Raw genomic sequence first — 16896 nt, forward strand, 5'->3', positions numbered from 1 at the left:
GAGGTGAGGGGCGCAAGAGAAGCCTTGATGTCAGTCCAAGCGCATAGTTCTGCGCGAGATATTTTGGAAGCTTCGAAAGCTTGGATGGTATCTGATGAGGTGAGGGGCGCAAGAGAAGCCTTGATGTCAGTCCAAGCGCATAGTTCTGCGCGAGATATTTTGGAAGCTTCGAAAGCTTGGATGGTATCTGACGAGATGAGGAGCGCAAGAGAAGCCTTGATGTCAGTCCAAGCGCATAGTTCTGTACGAGATATTTTGGGTGCTTCAAAAGCTTGGATGGAATCTGATGAGTTGAGGGGCGCAAGAGAAGCCTTGATGTCACTCCAAGCGCATAGTTCTGCGCGAGATATTTTGGAAGCTTCGAAAGCTTGGATGGTATCTGATGAGATGAGGGGCACAAGAGAAGCTTTGATGGCAATGCAATCGCATGGTTTGGTACAAGATTCCCTGCAAATGCTAAATGCTCTACAAATGATTGATCCGCTGAAAGCAGTTCGCAAGGCTGTAGAAGCAACAAAGCTTTTTGAGTCAGCAGATAGTATTTTGTACTCGATTAAAAAGCTATCTGATGAGGCGATTAGATATGGAGACGAAGATGGGGTTGATATTTATACCCATTCGGGCGGTCAGGTTTACTTGGGTTCTGATTCCATCAGCCAACATGAACTTCAAAATATCTCAAATCAAATAATCAATGATGCTTTTTTCGATAACCATGACTCGCTCGAAGGCCAGATAAATAAGTTAATAGAATTAGTATCTTCATTGAAAGAGCCTTTCCATCATAAGCTTATTACGTTGTTGTTATTTCCTGTAATACTTGTCATAGTTTCTTCTGTCTTAAATCCGATAGCAGATTTTTATGTAAAAAAAGAGCTAAAAAATAATGAGAAGAGACAGATTGAAAAAGAATTGCGAACAAACGTAGCTAGAATGGAAATAGATAAATCCTATCTTTCTGCTTTTAAAATGGTATCTGCCAGCGTGCTTAATGTTCGAAAAAGTGCCACAAAAAAGTCCCCTGTTTTAGGGACTTTGTATTTTGGAAACGTAGTCGAGGTTATAGAAAAACATCGGAGCTGGACGTTGATAAGTTGGCGAGATAGTGAGAGTGGTACAGCTATACAGGGATGGGTATATTCAAGATATTTGAAGAGGTTGAATTAGTATATTTATTTCGTGAGTTGATATGGACTAGCAGTGCGTGCCGCACATTTTAGAGTTTCTAATGCTGGATCTAATGATTTTTTTCGGCGTTTCGCTCCAAGAAATATTGAAGGCACATAACTTAGGGAAAAAGTGAATCTCTGAATAATCACTAAGGTTTTCTGTAAGCCATAGGCTCAATGTTTCCCAGTCTTTAGTAGTAGCGTAATGTTTTAGGTAAGAGTTAACTACAACGCACGCCATAGCCCCATAATTCCCATGCTTATCCGGATAATCCCAAATATGCCGGGCGTAGTTCCTTTCGTTGCTTGCGCATCGGTACTGGTTTTTGTTTTCAGCCCCTTTCGCGTTAACCTCAGGGCACCGGTAGCCCGATCTTATGCTTATGCGTCCAAAGGCTTTCTGTAGCGGCTCAAGGACTTTTTGGCAGAGCATTGAGCCTGTCTCTATGGCTGCCTCGGGGTAGTGCGGAATGTTCGGGATATTTTCTATCTGGGAAATTTCGGAGTAGAGAAAATCGCGCATGAAGAAAGAAGGGGAGAGCTGAACTCTCCCGAACTCTTCAAGTTGATTTACTGTCAGTATTTTTGATGGGATTTTTTTAGGACGGTGTAAATGCAAGTTCTCTCAGCTCCCATTTTTTTATATCGAGTCTTTCCTCATCTTTCGCTGACGTGCCTTTGTATTTAACTTTACATAAAACCTTTGTTCGCAGCATCGCGCCGAATTTATTCTGGGAGTCTACATAGGTATGAACGATGTAGCTATGACCCTTAAAGGCGAGAACTTCGTCAGGTAAAAATGGGAAATCGGCAGAAGCAGGAGAGGCGAGATTATCTTTGGTATGTTGTTGGCAAATTATGTAAGCCGCTACGCTAAGATCTTCTTTTTCCAGCTCCTGTAGGGCTGCTTCTCGTTTCTCGGCTTCTATTGTTCCTTGTCTTGTCTGTTCCTGTGCATCTAAATATTTGTAGTACGAATTTGCAGTTGTAAGATTTAACTCCGTCGCTGCTTGTTTGTCTGACAGTGATTTAAATCCTGCATTTTTAGCATCCTTCTCCTCTTGTGAATCCAGATTAAGAATGATCACCAATCCTATTGTGATAGCTATTTTAAAAATCACATGGATGCGCTCGGACATCCATAGGCCAAGTAACCCGATAGGGAAAAAGAAAATTAGCCAAAGTGCCACTATTAGTCGTCTGTTATACCACGGGGTTTTGGTGGTTGGGGTGGGTAGGTCAGTGCTTGGTGTAGGTGATGTATCTTGCATGTTGTATCCCTATTGTTTGTCGATTTCTTAGATGAGGGTGCGTGACCAGAATTTGAAACTGGTTTCAAAATCGATTATCCCAAAATGGGATAATTTAAACAATATTCTAATTTGGGATATTTCGACTTGAAGGCGAAGTATCCATATGGCAAATAGACCTTGGGATGAGAAGAGAGAGGCGTTGACTGCGTTGCTTAAGTCCCTCCGCAACGAGGCAGGATTAACGCAAACGGAAATGGCTAATTTATTGGGTAAGCCCCAAAGTTATGTGTCCAAATATGAAAGCGGGGAGCGCCGCCTAGATTTTGTGGAGGTGCTGGAAGTCTGTGAAAGTTTGAGGGTGACACCGCAAGCGTTTGTGGCTAGGTACTATGCTGGTTCTTAGTTATTCGAATGGTTGTTTAAGCTGTTTGACTTCAATAATGCAGTCCTGAATATGAGTATTTATTTGCTGCCTCATGGGGAAGTTCTTTTTTAAATTACTCTTTTGTGGTGCGGCAAAATACCGACAAGAGGCGAGTCCCAATAGACTGCCTCAGTAATAAAAACTTTTTTGTGGCTTTATTCAATTAATTGCAAATTGTTATGAATTTTATTGATTTCCGCTTGTAATACTTTTAATTCATGTCCCTTCCCATAGTTGTCCATTACATCCTCTGAATACTTCCAGCCCCCAAGCGTTGCTGCAATTTCTTTGTTGATATTGTGCACCCTGCATTCGTCTCTGAATGAATGTCTAAAGCTATGGAAGCATAGTTTCTCCCGCTTAAGTTTTGATACGACAAGAAAGCGGCTAAACCATTTCGAAAAATTGTCTGACAGGCTACCTCGTGCGCTGGCTGTTAGGTCAGGGAAAAGTTGCTTCTTATTTTGTATTTTAATTTTGTTAACATAGTCGAGAAAACCCATCTTTATCAAATTTTTGTGAATAGGCACTATTCGTTCACTATGCTCATTTTTAAGTGTTTTAATTCCATTCTCATCTAGACGGGCATGGATAACGTGTATTCCATCAATACATTCAATATCGTCGGTAAAAAGCTGACAGATTTCATTCAGGCGCATGCCGGTGTAAAGCCCTATCAAAGGTATCCAGAAGCGATGGCGGCGAGGTTTGTTTTTGCCCGCCACATTGTAGCCATGCTCATCATCTTTGCAGCCTGTAAAAATTGGGGTGTAAAGGAGCTTTTGTATTTCATCGCCATCGAATGGCCCCCGTTTTTTCTTATTGCTGCGTTTTGCCTTGAGCTGCGGAATATGGCTTGCGGGGTTTGCATCTAGTAAGCGCTCTCTCATCGCAAAATTAAAAATGGCGGATAAGTTTTTCATGTGTCCATTAACGGATGTTTCGCTCAGGGCTTCTACAGTGTCCGGTGAGCGCTTTTCCAATGCTTGCATAAGGGTTAGGTGCGGGAATTTCTTTTTTGCGTTGGAGGGCAGCTGGGAGAGCTTGTCTCTAAACTCCCGGCAGTCAGCTGGAGTGAACGACTTTATAGATTTTTGTTTGCCAAATAACTCCAGCGCAAAATCAAATGTGAGTTTGTATCCCGCTAATGATTTTTCAGTTAAACCATCACTGCGTTTCGCGGTGCGAAATCTTTGGAGAAGATTCTCAAGGCTTACATCATTCGAGTGAATTGTTTCACTCGATAGGGATAGGGCTTGAGTGTTGGAAAATAGGCTCGCTGGGGTACGCTGAAAAAACTCTCCAAACCTTTCGAAGCTTTCAAAGGTTTGCTCCATTCGGGCTTGGCGAATGAGGTTGTAAAAGTATTTGGTTTTCTGGTTATCCAGAGCTTGTTTATCCAATGCGGATTCAGCAAGAATTTTGATGGCTGTGGTTTGGATAGCCGGTATATAGACCGCCTCATCGGAATTGCTAAACGCTGCCAGATCATCTCTCAGGTTTTCGAGAATTGTCTCTCTGTCGCCGGGAGAAATACCTATTCGGAGTTGGTCATCCTCCAGCGCTGATTTGGCAGACTCTTTTTTATGCCAAACCAATACGGCTCGTTCGAGGTCGGTGTTGGAAATTTGATTTGGCAGCGGTGCAATTCCCGAGCTGCTGGCTACGGGAGGTAATAGCTGCCTACGCTTTTTCTGAAACTCTTCCTCCACCTTTAACAGCTCAATAGACAGTCGAAGCTTGGCTTCCTTTGCGTCTTTGGTTTTAAGGCTTCGTTTGATTTCTTTCTGAAGGTACTGGCTGGAAAGGTCTACAGGCACTCGTACCCGTAGGTAATAGTGACCATTTCGATTAAGAAGGTGAGATCGTTTAGACAAGTCTTCCATACCCCAAGTGTACCAGTAATGTGTACCACATGGGATATGGAAGTCTTTGAAATACAATAACTTATTAGAAAACAACAAGTTATTTTTAAGTGGTGGAGCCGGGGGGATTTGAACCCCCGTCCGCCAGCACTCCATCCTCGGCTCTACATGTTTAGAACCGCCTATTGATTTAGCGAATTACAGCCCAGCGGGCGGGACGTAAAGCGCGATCCTGATAAGTTTTAGCTGATCCACCCCAGGCAGGCTTCACTGCGATCCAGTTCTATATGACGGGCGTTAACGCGGTACTGGCACCTTGTTAAAGACCGTTAGCGGCGAACCGCTAAAGATGCTTTCAAAAGCTGCTTACGCAGCTAATTGGGCACCGTAGTTGTCATCATTGGCAACTGTAAGTTTGCAGCTTTGGATTTACGTGATTGGCTACCCTCACGACATGCACCTAAGACTTTGTCACCAGCGTCGAATCCAAATCGACCCCGTTCGCTCCTGAAGAGTTGTTCTTGCAAACGTCCCACGTCAAGTAGCGAGTGGCGGCATTCTACCCCTATTAGTCGCGATAGGGAACAATGGTTTGAATACTGCCGTCCGCGTTGTAATTCAGTGGGGCCATCTTCACCGAGCGCAGGTGAGTGATGCCCTTGGATAAAATCGAATCGTGATAGAACAAATACCACTGCCCCTGAAATTCAGCGATTGAGTGGTGCGTCGTCCAACCGATCACTGGCTCAAGAATGCGGCCTTGGTAAGTGAAGGGGCCGTAGGGGTTATCACCGGTGGCGTAACATAAAAAGTGGGTGTTGCCAGTGGAGTAGGAGAAGTAATACTTGCCGTTGTATTTGTGCATCCAGGAGGCTTCAAAGAAGCGGCGGTCATGATCGCCTGCTAACAGAGGTTTGCCGTTTTCATCGAGGATTTGGATTTCGCGCGGTGTTTCGGCGAACTCTTTCATGTCGTCGCTCATGCGCGCAATGATAGGGCCGAGAGCTGGTTCGTTGTCTGCAGGTTCGCCGCGCTTTGCGTCATATTGGTTGTTGCGATAATTCTGCAACTGGCCGCCCCAGATACCACCGTAGTACATGTAGTACTCACCGTCGCTATCTTCAAACACAGCAGGGTCAATTGAATAGCTGCCTTTGATGGCTTCGGGTTCTGCTTTAAATGGACCGACAGGTGAATCACCTACCGCTACGCCGATTTGGAAAATGCCATCTGCGCGTTTTGCTGGAAAATATAAATAGTATTTGCCATTTTTATGGGCTGCATCGGGTGCCCACATTTGGCGTTCAGCCCAAGCGACATCTTTGACATGCAGGGCAACACCGTTATCCACTGCGGGGCTATCGGGGGAATCAAGAGAAATTACGTGGTAATCCTCCATCCCGAAATGATCGCCGTTATCGTTAAACGGAATGCCCGCTTCAATATCATGCGATGGATAAATATAAATCTTGCCGTTGAACACATGCGCCGATGGGTCAGCAGTGTAGATGTGCTCAACCAGCGGTTGGGAAATCGCGCGTGCCTTTAGGTCGGCAACTACTTCCGGTGCTAAAAATTCTTCTGCCATACAATATTCTCTCTACTTCATTTCAAACATTTACTTATCACAACAATCGTTTGTTAAAATAATTATTGGCCTGCCGATTTGCGGCGGGCATTCAGGTCGGCTTCAATCTGTGTTTCCAGTGGCTTGTTGATAGCATAGAAGAACATACAGGCAACAGCAGCAAAGAATGGCAGGGATGCAAACACGCTCACCGCCGTTTTAATACCTTCGATAGTTTCAGGGTTTTGCATTGGCAGTGAGGCTTCATAGCCGTAATACGCGAGCAAACCTGCGACCAATGAACCACCGATAGTTAAGCCTGCTTTGAGGCCGAGAATCATTGCGGAGAATACAATCGCTGTGGCGCGACGATTATTTTTCCACTCGGAGTAATCGGCTACGTCGGCAATCATCGCCCACAGCAGTGGAATAGTGACGCCGTAAAAAAAGCCGTGCAGGATTTGCGAGATAAACACGATACCGATGCTGTCGGCAGAGAAAAATTTAAACGCTAATACAAACAAGGTCGATAGAAAGAGCGCGCCGCCGAAGACATTGCGTTTACCAAATTTATCGGCGAGGTTTTTGGAGAAACCAATCCCGATAATCATCATGATAATACCGCAGGCATTAAACAAACTGAACGCCGAAGTAGGTGCATCTTTCGGCCATTGGAACTCCGACAGGCCGATACTGGTCAGGCCGTGATTGAGTCCAGCGATAAAGCCGTTAAAGCCGATATTTTGCAGGAACTCTGCGAGCTTGGCTTCATTCAAATAATTTTCAAAATAAAATATGTACATGCCGCCTTTGAGTGCAAGAGTGATAAATACCAGCACAGTTACTACCAGCATCACGAGCCAGGGCAGGTTTTTAAACAGATCGGAAACATCTTGGGCGATCGAGTTACGTCCGGCAACAACAGGTAAAATTCTTTCTTTGGTTGTGGCAAAAGCAATCAGGAAAAACACGGTGCCAACGATCGAAAACAACAACATGGTGTTGTGGAAACCCACCGCTTTATCGCCATCGCCCAGAATTAATACTAGCGGCAATAACAACACCTGGATAATAAATTGCGCGACCATCACCGCAACAAACCGGTAGGACGACAGGCTATTGCGATCTGACATATTGCCGGTGAGCACTCCACTCAGTGCAGAGTAGGGCAGGTTGTTGGCGGCGTAGATAATCAACAGCAAAATGTAGGTGACAAAGGCGTAAATCACTTTGCCGTTTTCATCGAAGTCGGGTGTGCTAAACGCGAGTAAAGCCACTGCGCCGAAGGGGATAGATGTCCAGAGTAACCAGGGGCGGAACTTACCCCAGCGAGTGGATGTTCTGTCGGCAATTATCCCCATCACCGGGGTGAAAAAGGCACCAAACATACCGCCAATCGCCATGATGGTGGCGGCTTTGCCTGCCGAAATTCCATACACATCGGTATAGAAAAACGCGAGGAAGGTGAGCAAGGTTTGGAAAATCAGGTTGGCGGCGAGGTCGCCCAGGCTATAGCCAACTTTTTCAACAACGGACAGTCTTTGCGCAGGGAGTTGAGTCATTTGGGTTATATCTTCTTATGTGATGGAGCTTTTACTCTAGCGGATAAATCGCTGGGGTGACTTAAGCAAATAGCAAACTTGTGCTCATATTTGCTAACCAAAGGTTATAAGTACCAGCTTTGGAGTGGCCGATATACTTGTAGGCACTAGAATCGCCCAATAGGGGCTTATAGTCAAGAAGTATATAACATGATGCCAAGCCAGATACAGCTTCTCTCTCCTCAAAAATTTTGAGGTCCCCCCTCCAGATATTCAATTAGACGGTGTGCTCGGGTGCGAGCATATTGTTCCCAATGCAGACTTATCTCGCTCATGCAGTGCAACCAGGCGAGTTACCAGAGGAGATGAGTGTGAATACCTTGTCTCACCATTCTTATTTAGAGGAGCTTTAACGTGATTAGTAAACAATATACTCCGCAGGTTTTTTCATTTTTTATGGCTTTGCTGATGTCATGCATCATGTCTTTCATCATTTCGGTATTTAATGTGGGATTAGTCGATGACATCATTTTCATTTGGCTAAAAGCCTGGATGTTTGCATTTATTGTGGCTTTCCCAACGATCATTTTTATTACACCGATTGTTCGTAGGTTGGTGGCCGCCGTTGTTGGGCAGCACTGATTGGGGAGGATGATGAATGAATAGCGACATTTTTTATCTTGCAGGTGCTATTTTTATTGGTGTTGGTGCGACGGCAATTATGGATCTATGGGCGATTGTTTTACGGCGTGCGTTTAATATCCAATCATTGAGTTTTTGTCTCGTCGGCCGTTGGTTCAGCCATATGCGGGAAGGCATATTTCGCCATGAAAAAATTGGTGCGGCAGAAAAAAGGACGGGTGAGTGTGCTATCGGTTGGGTAGCACATTACCTTATTGGTATTGCCTATGCTTTTGTTCTGGTGCTTCCCGCATCGGGCGCATGGCTGATATCGCCATCGCTTATGCCCGCGCTGGCTCTAGGTATAGTGACGGTAATTTTTCCTTTTTTTATGATGCAGCCTGCTTTTGGGTTGGGAATTGCTGCAGCAAAGGCGCCTAATCCTATGCAGGCCCGAGCAAAGAGTCTGATGAGCCATACCGTATTTGGTGCGGGGCTCTATTTGTCGGCATTGGTTTTTAGTGCATTGATGCGCGCAATTATCTAATTAGCGATCGGCATTGGGTTTGTGAGGTGAGTCTGGGCTATGGAGATTTATCAATTAAAAACATTTGTGACCATCGCCAGCGAGGGCACCATTACCCGCGCTTCTGAATTATTGTTTCTGAGTCAACCAGCCGTCAGCGCACATATCAAAACGATTGAGGACGAGGTTGGCTTTTTATTATTCGAGCGCACAGCGCGCGGTATGCGTTTGACTGACAAGGGTGCTGCTTTGCTGGTCAAAGCGGAGCAGTTGTTGGCGTTACATCGCGAGCTAATTCAGGAGGCCCGGCAATTAAAAGGGCGTGTAGGAGGAAAAGTCCGCTTGGGTTCAAATCGTGGGCCGAGCGCGTTGGTATTGGGCAAGTTGCTAACATCCTGCGCAGAAAAATGCCCTGATATCGATGTGCAGTTAGTCTATGGCAGCTCCGCCGAAATAGAACAATCTATTTTAACTGGTGCATTAGATGTCGGATTTTTTGCGGATTCAGGTAGGTATTCGCCGGAAATTTTAAAACTGGAGGTGGATAAATTTGGTGTCTATCTTGCCGCTCCAACAGGATGGGTAACAACAGGAGAAAATCCGGATTGGCAACAACTCGCGACTATGCCCTGGATCTGCCCTGCATCCAATAGTTGCTGCGGCAAGGTGGCAGAGCAGGTATTTGTGGATAGAGGGTTCCGTCCGCAAAAACAAGTGAGTGTGGATCATGAAAAAGTGACGCGCACATTAATCGCTGGTGGTGTGGGCGTTGGTTTTTTACATGCGGATACAGCGCTGGAAGCGCAAGCCAAGGGCGAGCTGGTGTTGTTGGGAGATGTGCAGCAATACGTAAGTGTATTTTTTGGGATGCTGCGCGGGCGCGAACAAGAGCCTTTAATTGGTTCAGTATTGCAGGTGCTCGAGGATATTCTGCAGCAACCAGATGCGTATACCCACTAGTGCAGGTATACGCATGTCTGCATCATCATTTGTGCGTTGAAGGTTTACACACTCAAATAGCGCTGCACCAAATCATCTTTCAAATCGGCAATCGACCCGGTTGCGACCACACTGCCTTTTTCCATAATAAAAAAATCATCGGCCACACGGCGGGCGAAGGGGAGTTTTTGTTCGACGAGTAATACGGTCAAGCCTAATTCGCGGTTGAGTTTACGAATCACATCGCCGATATCGCGCACTACATTAGGCTGGATACCTTCGGTGGGTTCGTCGAGGATTAACAATTTCGGGTCTAATACCAATGCGCGGCCAATCGCGAGTTGTTGTTGCTGGCCGCCGGATAAATCGCCGCCGCGTCTGTGTTTCATTTCTTTTAGCACGGGAAACAGTTCATAAATCAATCCGGGGATAAAACGTGATTTATCTTTGCGTGCACCGAGCGATATTTTTAAATTTTCTTCTACCGTTAACAGCGGGAATATTTCACGGCCTTGTGGCACAAAACCTATGCCACCGCGGGCGCGATTTTCGGTAGAAAGTTTATTGATGTCATAACCGTTCAATTGAATGGAACCATCGCGTACCGGCAATAAACCGGTAATGCATTTAAGCAGTGTGGTTTTGCCCACGCCATTGCGCCCAATCAGGCAGCCGCAGGTACCTTGTTTCAGGTTCAGGGACAAGTCCCACAAAATATGGCTTTGGCCGTAGTATTGGTTAATATTTTTGATCGTCAGCATGATGGTTGTATTCTCGTCCTATTTATTCACTTTTTATTCACCAAGATACACTTCAATTACTTTTGGATCATTTTGTACCTGATCCATAGTGCCTTCAGTGAGCACTGAGCCTTGGTGCAATACAGTGACTTTGCGCGCGATAGAGCGGACGAACTTCATATCGTGCTCTACAACAATGACTGAGTGGTCGCCCGCGAGTGATAATAATAGCTCGGCGGTCTTTTCGGTCTCTTCTCCCGTCATACCGGCGACGGGTTCATCCACCAACAACACGCGCGGGTTTTGCATCAATAACATTCCAATTTCCAGCCATTGTTTTTGGCCGTGCGATAATGCACCTGCATTTTTATAGCGATGTTCTTGCAAGCCAATTTGTAACAGTACTTCGTCAATACGGTATTTTTGTGCGCTGTTCAATTGCTGGGTTAGCGTCCACCACACACGTTTATCGGCTGCGGTTGCCAATTCCAAATTTTCGTACACACTCAGCGCTTCAAAAATAGTGGGTTTCTGGAATTTTCGGCCAATACCACCGCGCGCAATCTGATGCTCAGAGAGTTCAAGCAAATTAATTTGCTGACCGAAAAAAACGCTGCCTTCATCCGGTTTGGTTTTGCCCGTGATTACATCCATCATGGTGGTTTTGCCCGCGCCGTTAGGGCCGATAATGCAGCGCAATTCACCTTCATCGATGTAGAGGTTTAAATTATTGAGTGCGCGAAATCCATCAAAGCTAACGGTTATACCTTCCACATACAGAATCGTGCCTTTGGTAGTATCCAGCGGTGCACCAAAATTTGGATCAGCTTGGCCAAGTGAGCGGCGTGCTTGCGAAAGAATATTCATTACACGTTCTCCTTGGCGGTTTCTGCTGTGCTGTTTGTTGGCTCGGCAGTAGTGTTAATTTTGGCTGGTACTTTTTTGTTGCGATTAAAAAGGCCAACCAAACCTTTGGGTAATACTAACGTCACAATCACAAACAGTGCACCCAGGGCAAACAGCCAGGTTTCAGGTGAATAAGATGTAAAAATGGTTTTGCCGTAGTTAACGGTAAACGCACCGACAATCGCACCAAACAAAGTGCCGCGCCCACCAGTGGCCACCCACACGACTAACTCAATCGAGTTGAGCGGTGAAAATTCACCGGGGTTAATAATGCCGACTTGCGGAACATATAAAGCACCTGCAATGCCTGCGAGAATCGCAGAGAATACAAATAACCAGAGTTTGTAGGACTCTACTTTATAGCCGCAAAAACGCGTGCGGCTTTCCGCATCGCGGATCGAGACAATAATTTTCCCCATGCGCGAAGTGACAATATAGCGGCAGGCGATGTAGGCAATTATCAACATAAATCCGGACGCTAAAAACAGTGAGATACGTGTGCCGTTAGCGGCGATAGGAAAGCCGAGAATATCTTTAAAATCGGTAAGGCCATTGTTGCCGCCAAAACCCATTTCGTTGCGGAAAAACGCGAGCAGCAACGCGTAGGTTAATGCCTGGGTGATAATAGAAAAATACACACCGGTAACACGCGAGCGGAATGCAAGCCAACCGAAAACAAACGCAAGCAAACCGGGAATTACAATCACCATCAGCATCGCAAACCAGAACATATCAAAACCCTGCCAATACCAGGGCAATTCTTTCCAGTTTAAAAACACCATAAAGTCGGGCAGCAGTGGGTCACCGTATTGACCGCGGGGGCCAATCTGACGCATCAAATACATACCCATCGCATAACCGCCCAGCGCAAAAAAAGCGCCGTGGCCGAGCGATAATATTCCGCAATAACCCCAGATTAAATCCACCGCGAGTGCAAGCAGTGCGTAGCACAGAAATTTTCCAAGCAGCGTCACCATAAAGGTGGAGATATGCAACGATGAGGTTTCTGGCACGAGGATATTGCAGATGGGCACCAGCACCATGGCGAGCAATACCAATCCCAGCACAATCATGCCGCCGCGATCGCTGAGTAATAAACGTTGGGTTAACATTTGATTCTCTCTTTTAAAATTCTTTCAATTCGTTGGATGTTGGCATTCAAAAGGGGAGCGGTAGGAGATTAATCAATCCGCCGCCGCACGACCTTTTTGCGGGAAAATTCCCTTGGGTCGTTTTTGGATAAACAGAATCAACAGCACCAACACCAACACTTTCGCAAGCACTGCGCCTGCATAAGGTTCGAGGAATTTATTGATGATACCGAGCCCCATAGCGCCAACAAGAGTGCCCCACAAATTGCCGACTCCGCCAAACACCACCACCATAAACGAATCGATAATGTAGGCTTGGCCGAGATTGGGGCCAACGTTAGTGAGTTGTGAGAGCGCAACACCAGCGATACCGGCAATGCCAGAGCCGAGGCCAAATGTCATCGCATCCACCCAGCTTGCGCGTACGCCAACAGCGCGAGCCATGGCACGGTTTTGCGAAACGGCACGCACTTTTAATCCGAGTGAGGTTTTTTTCAGAATCACCAGAAGTGCAAAGAACACCAGCAAACCGAAAATAAAAATGTACAGACGGTTGTAGGTGATAGAGAGAACCGGGTTGATGACCAGAGAGCCGCTCATCCATTCGGGTAATTCAACCGCGCGGTTGAGTGGAGAAAAAATGCTGCGTGCAGCCTGCTGCAAAATCAAACTGATGCCGAAGGTGGCCAGCAGGGTTTCCAGTGGGCGGCCATATAAAAAACGGATTACGCCGCGTTCAATTGCAATACCTACCAAGCCTGCAACAATAAACGCTGCTGGAATCGCTATCATCAAACTGTAAGCAATATGGTTGGGGAAAACTTGTTGCACCACCCAGGTGACGTAAGCGCCGATCATCATCAACTCGCCGTGCGCCATATTGATTACACCCATCACACCAAAAGTGATGGCGAGGCCAATCGCGGAGAGCAACAGCACTGAGCCTAAACTCAAGCCAAAGAAAATATTTTCGGTTAAACGAAATGCGGCAATTCTGTCTTCAATAGAATCCAGTGCAAATTGCGCCTGCTGTTTCACTTTAACATCGGCGTCATTGGTGGCGATTTCGAGTAATGCGGTGCGCACTTCCTGCTGGAGGCTACCGCGCAAAATCTGGATTGCATCCAAACGCACTTGTTGTTCACTACTTTGCAAATTCATCAATGCTACAGCGGCAGTGATTGCCGTGCGCACATCGTCATCAGGCTCAGTTTTCTGGCGCTCTTGCAGCAGCGCAATAATATCGTCATCAACACCATCAGCGATCATGCGATTGACAGCATCCAGACGTACTGCAGCATTTTTATCGTTTAAATTTAATGCGGCCAACACTGTGCGCAGCTGGGTGCGCATGGTGTTGTTGATGGGTACACGTTTGAGTGATTCGGCGGCATCGGCGGCAATTTTTTCACCGCTGATTGCGTCCACATAATTGCCGGAATTATCGACTATCGCGACGATCGGGTCGCTGGATTTTTCTGCGTAAAGATTGCCTTGTTGCAGTGCGGCAATTATCCCTGCAACACGGTGGTCTTCGAGCTTACCTAATTTTTTAGCGGTTTGTGCACGCTTGGGCAAACTGCCTTGGGTTAAGGCTTTGACGAGGGTATCAAATTCAGGTTCAGTGACAGCAGGAGTTTCTGCTGGTGTGGTGTCACTGGCTGCTTCTGTGGTGCTAGCTGTTGTATCCGCGTCTTGTGCAAAAATCGAAACCGGGCAGCAAAGTGATAATAATAATATCAACTGCACTTGCCATCTTCCAAACAGCTGCATTGGGTTTCGCATAGTCGTGTCTCTGTAAAAACAAATTGAAAATAATTTTTGGTGGAACTTTTTTAATTTTTTAGGTAATGCTTTTTGCTCGTTCCCAAGCTCTGCATTGGTAATGCATATATATTTAACAATCTACTTAATTGGTGCGGTAGGAACTCGCTCCCAAGCAGAGCTTGGCAGCGAGTGGTATGGATATTATTACTGCGCTGCAGCACCTAAACATTTTTTAGTTTTGGTGTTGTAATTACCGCACTTCAATTTAATCCAGTCTGATTCCAGATCTTTTGAACCTTCAAGATAGTCAGACCATGCATCACCCGGAACCAAACCATCGGTTTGTGAAACGGTAAGGAATTGACCGTCTTCCTGGATTTCGCCAATCAACACGGGTTTGGTGATGTGGTGGTTCGGCAACATTTTGCTGATGCCGCCAGTCAGATTAGGTGCTTCAACACCGATGATGGCATCAACCACTTTGTCAGTATCGGTAGTGCCTGCTTTCTCAACCGCTTTTACCCACATGTTGAAGCCGATGTAATGTGCTTCCATCGGATCGTTGGTTACGCGTTTTGGATTCTTGATGAACGCTTTCCATTGCTTGATGAACGCAGCGTTAGCAGTGTTGTCTTCGCTCATGAAGTAGTTCCATGCAGCGAGGTGACCTACCAATGGCTTGGTATCGATACCGGAAAGTTCTTCTTCACCTACAGAGAAAGCAACAACCGGAATATCTTCTGCAGTGACTTTTTGGTTGCCAAGTTCACGGTAGAAAGGTACGTTCGCATCACCGTTGATGGTAGACACTACTGCGGTCTTTTTGCCTGCTGAGCCAAAACGTTTGATATCAGACACAATGTTTTGCCAATCGGAATGACCGAACGGGGTGTAGTTGATCATGATGTCTTCTTTGGCAACGCCTTTCGCCATCAAATAAGCTTCAAGGATTTTATTGGTGGTGCGTGGGTATACGTAGTCGGTACCGGCCAACACCCAGCGCTTCACTTTCATTTCTTTCATCAGGTAATCAACAGCAGGAATTGCTTGCTGGTTTGGTGCAGCACCTGTGTAGAACACGTTGCGCGAAGATTCTTCACCTTCGTATTGCACAGGATAAAAAAGTACGCCGTTTAATTCTTCAATTACGGGCAATACCGATTTGCGCGAAACAGAGGTCCAGCAACCGAAGATTGCTGCGACTTTATCCTTGGTTAACAATTCACGGGTTTTCTCGGCAAACAGCGGCCAGTTTGACGCAGGGTCAACCACAACGGCTTCCAATTTTTTACCGAGCAAACCCCCTTTTTTGTTTTGCTCTTCGATCAACATCAACATGGTGTCTTTCAGGGTGGTTTCTGAAATCGCCATAGTGCCAGAAAGTGAGTGGAGTACACCCACTTTGATGGTGTCAGCGGCAGCAGCGCTAAACGATGCGATGGTTAGGCCGCAGGCGATACCGAGTGCCCCGACATGTTTTGCTATCTTCTTCAGCTTCATGGGTCTGTCTCCTAGATGGTTTAATGACTCAGTGGTTTTAACTTTGGTGCTATGTTGTTTGTATAAACACCATTTTCCGGTAACGCTGTTAACGCTAATCGTGGGTGACAGATTTTTCTTCCTTAATCATTTTTTATGTGCTTCAGGCATAAAAAATGTTGTCACTCTGTTTTTGAAAGTGTTGCAATTAATCCGGGTTCTGCTGCTGTGCTTCATAGAGCATGTGCAGTGTAATTTTCCGCACTTCGGCTTTACTCGCTTCGATATGCGTTTTTAAATAACTTTTTACATCCTCTGCACGCCGCTCAATAATCGTGCGCAGGATTTTAGCGTGCTCATCGTAGGTCGCTTCAATGCGGTTGCGCTGGGTGAAATCGATCCGGCGAATAATACGCAAGCGCTCAGTAATATCGTGATGTATGCGTGCCATTTCAGTATTGCCGGTGGCTTCAATCAATTGCTCATGAAAGCGTTCATCCAGTGCACAGACGGTTGGGCCATCTTCCAAACGGTCTTCCGGTTTTATTAGCCAGATACGTTTTAAATCTTCCAGCGGTGGCGCTGGTTCCATTTCGCATAATTTTTTAACTGCTGCCAGTTCCAGTACGATGCGTACATCGTAAAGCTGTTCAAATTGTTTAAAGTCAAAAGGTTTGACTTGCCAGCCGCTACGAAAGGAAACATCGACAAAACCCTCGCGCTGCAGACGCGCTAGCGCTTCACGTACCGGGGTACGGCTTGCCGCCACACGCTCGGCGATTTCGTTTTCGCTAAACCGATCGCCGGGCAATAAGCGAAATGAAAAAATATCATCTTTAATTGTTTGATAAATCCGCTCTGTTAAATTGGTGCGCGGTTCATCGGCTTTTTTTTTGGTTTTGTCGTGTTTGATTAATTTCATGGTTTTACCGTAGGTTGAGCAGCAATGCCCAACATTTCGTTTTAAATATTTGATGTGGGGCATTGCTGCCCAACCTACGTCCGTGT

The 16896-nt window shown here is 46.0% G+C and carries 15 protein-coding genes and 1 other RNA gene; 5 read left to right on the top strand and 11 right to left on the bottom strand.

Annotated elements, in window-relative coordinates; all coding sequences use genetic code 11:
* The coding region (locus J2X05_RS18615; protein ID WP_310075420.1) for an SH3 domain-containing protein at positions 1–1167 on the top strand (1167 nt) is incomplete at its 5' end.
* Positions 1168–1768: 601 nt separating this feature from the next.
* Here J2X05_RS18615 and J2X05_RS18620 read toward each other — a convergent pair.
* Positions 1769–2440, bottom strand: coding sequence for a hypothetical protein (locus J2X05_RS18620; RefSeq protein WP_310075424.1), 672 nt, complete (start codon positions 2438–2440; stop codon positions 1769–1771).
* Between the two features lie 145 nt (positions 2441–2585).
* Between J2X05_RS18620 and J2X05_RS18625 the strand changes: the two genes are divergently transcribed.
* Positions 2586–2825, top strand: a complete 240-nt coding sequence (locus J2X05_RS18625; protein WP_310075427.1) for a helix-turn-helix domain-containing protein — start codon at positions 2586–2588, stop codon at positions 2823–2825.
* A 176-nt stretch (positions 2826–3001) separates the two neighbouring features.
* Here the strand turns inward: J2X05_RS18625 and J2X05_RS18630 are convergent, their stop codons facing one another.
* From J2X05_RS18630 to J2X05_RS18645, 4 genes are all read right to left on the bottom strand, one after another.
* Positions 3002–4867: a DUF6538 domain-containing protein gene (locus tag J2X05_RS18630; protein WP_310075429.1), complete on the bottom strand. Its 1866-nt coding sequence runs from the start codon at positions 4865–4867 to the stop codon at positions 3002–3004.
* Positions 4823–5210, bottom strand: a transfer-messenger RNA (tmRNA) gene (gene ssrA / locus J2X05_RS18635). The genes J2X05_RS18630 and ssrA overlap by 45 nt, the downstream gene beginning before the upstream one ends.
* A 69-nt stretch (positions 5211–5279) precedes the next feature.
* The gene (locus J2X05_RS18640; protein ID WP_310075430.1) at positions 5280–6299 is read right to left on the bottom strand and encodes a glycoside hydrolase family 43 protein; all 1020 of its coding nucleotides are present in this window, start codon (positions 6297–6299) and stop codon (positions 5280–5282) included.
* A 62-nt stretch (positions 6300–6361) separates the two neighbouring features.
* On the bottom strand, positions 6362–7840 hold the full coding sequence (locus J2X05_RS18645) for an MFS transporter (protein WP_310075432.1): 1479 nt from the start codon (positions 7838–7840) through the stop codon (positions 6362–6364).
* Positions 7841–8233: 393 nt separating this feature from the next.
* On the opposite strand from J2X05_RS18645, the gene J2X05_RS18650 reads away from it, so the two are divergent.
* From J2X05_RS18650 to J2X05_RS18660, 3 genes are read left to right on the top strand one after another with little or no spacing between them, the layout of a single operon-like run.
* Positions 8234–8461: a DUF2798 domain-containing protein gene (locus J2X05_RS18650; protein WP_310075434.1), complete on the top strand. Its 228-nt coding sequence runs from the start codon at positions 8234–8236 to the stop codon at positions 8459–8461.
* Between the two features lie 16 nt (positions 8462–8477).
* Entirely contained in the window at positions 8478–8987 is a 510-nt protein-coding gene (locus J2X05_RS18655; RefSeq protein ID WP_310075437.1) for a DUF2938 domain-containing protein, read from the top strand.
* Positions 8988–9026: 39 nt separating this feature from the next.
* Positions 9027–9926 (top strand): LysR family transcriptional regulator, encoded by a 900-nt coding sequence (locus tag J2X05_RS18660; protein WP_310075439.1) that lies wholly within the window; start codon positions 9027–9029, stop codon positions 9924–9926.
* A 44-nt stretch (positions 9927–9970) separates the two neighbouring features.
* Here the strand turns inward: J2X05_RS18660 and urtE are convergent, their stop codons facing one another.
* The 6 genes from urtE to J2X05_RS18690 all read right to left on the bottom strand — a co-directional run bounded on the left by urtE (position 9971) and on the right by J2X05_RS18690 (position 16810).
* A complete protein-coding gene (gene urtE / locus J2X05_RS18665) occupies positions 9971–10666 on the bottom strand; it encodes an urea ABC transporter ATP-binding subunit UrtE (RefSeq protein ID WP_310075440.1) in 696 nt (231 codons plus the stop codon).
* A gap of 33 nt (positions 10667–10699) precedes the next feature.
* Positions 10700–11512 (bottom strand): urea ABC transporter ATP-binding protein UrtD, encoded by an 813-nt coding sequence (gene urtD, locus J2X05_RS18670; RefSeq protein WP_310075441.1) that lies wholly within the window; start codon positions 11510–11512, stop codon positions 10700–10702.
* Entirely contained in the window at positions 11512–12663 is a 1152-nt protein-coding gene (urtC, locus tag J2X05_RS18675; RefSeq protein ID WP_310075444.1) for an urea ABC transporter permease subunit UrtC, read from the bottom strand. Before urtC ends, urtD begins: the two co-directional genes overlap by 1 nt.
* Positions 12664–12735: 72 nt before the next feature.
* A complete protein-coding gene (urtB, locus tag J2X05_RS18680) occupies positions 12736–14427 on the bottom strand; it encodes an urea ABC transporter permease subunit UrtB (RefSeq protein WP_310075446.1) in 1692 nt (563 codons plus the stop codon).
* Positions 14428–14613: 186 nt separating this feature from the next.
* A complete protein-coding gene (urtA, locus tag J2X05_RS18685) occupies positions 14614–15909 on the bottom strand; it encodes an urea ABC transporter substrate-binding protein (protein ID WP_310075448.1) in 1296 nt (431 codons plus the stop codon).
* A 187-nt stretch (positions 15910–16096) separates the two neighbouring features.
* A complete protein-coding gene (locus tag J2X05_RS18690) occupies positions 16097–16810 on the bottom strand; it encodes a GntR family transcriptional regulator (protein ID WP_310075450.1) in 714 nt (237 codons plus the stop codon).
* Between the last annotated feature and the right edge of the window lie 86 nt (positions 16811–16896).

It is taken from the genome of Cellvibrio fibrivorans, assembly GCF_031457055.1.
Lineage (GTDB): Bacteria > Pseudomonadota > Gammaproteobacteria > Pseudomonadales > Cellvibrionaceae > Cellvibrio > Cellvibrio fibrivorans.